Origin of the sequence: Bacillus sp. SRB3LM, from assembly GCF_015712745.1 — a bacterium.
Lineage (GTDB): Bacteria > Bacillota > Bacilli > Bacillales > Bacillaceae_G > Bacillus_A > Bacillus_A thuringiensis_K.
On the sequence record NZ_VWVQ01000020.1, the window covers coordinates 1 to 714 of the forward strand.

The following is a 714-nucleotide window of genomic DNA, read 5'->3' on the forward strand; positions in this document are numbered from 1 at the left end:
TTTCACTATATGAAAAATATCGACAAATTTTTTTAGAAAATTATTTTATGAAGGGGGATATTTAATTATGATATTGATAAAACATAATTCTAAATTTGAATATGAAATAGAATATCCAGGTATTAAAAAAGGACCATGGGGAGGACATGTTAATTTTGCATACGATTTGATACGTTTTTTAAAACCTCAAAAGATTGTAGAATTAGGAACATATTATGGAACATCTTTTTTTAGTTTTTGTCAAGCTGTAAAGGATGAAAATTGTGAGACAATGTGTTATGCAATTGATACTTGGAAAGGAGATGAACATGGAGGTTTTTATGGAGAAGAAGTTTATACAACTGTAAATTATTTAACTCAAAAGTATTATAAAAATATAGGGAATTTAATACGATCTACTTTTAATGATGCATTAAATAAGTTTAAAGATACAACAATAGATGTTTTACATATTGATGGATATCATACATACGAAGCAGTAACTCATGATTATAAAACATGGTTACCTAAATTAAATGATAATGGAGTTGTATTATTTCATGATATAACTGTTTATCATGAAAATTTTGGAGTACATAAATTATGGGCAGAATTAATTGATGAACACCCTGCATGTTCTTTTGGACATTCAAATGGTTTAGGAGTATTATTTCCTAAAGGTTGTAACGATCAAATAAATGGTTTGCTTACATCATTTAATGAAATTCAAAAAAA

At 26.2% G+C, this 714-nt stretch carries 1 protein-coding gene; it reads left to right on the forward strand.

Going from position 1 to position 714, the window contains the following annotated elements; genetic code table 11:
• Positions 1-67 precede the first annotated feature (67 nt).
• Positions 68-714 (forward strand): class I SAM-dependent methyltransferase (locus tag F3I02_RS13285; protein ID WP_196478050.1); only part of this gene is annotated, 647 nt, incomplete at its 3' end.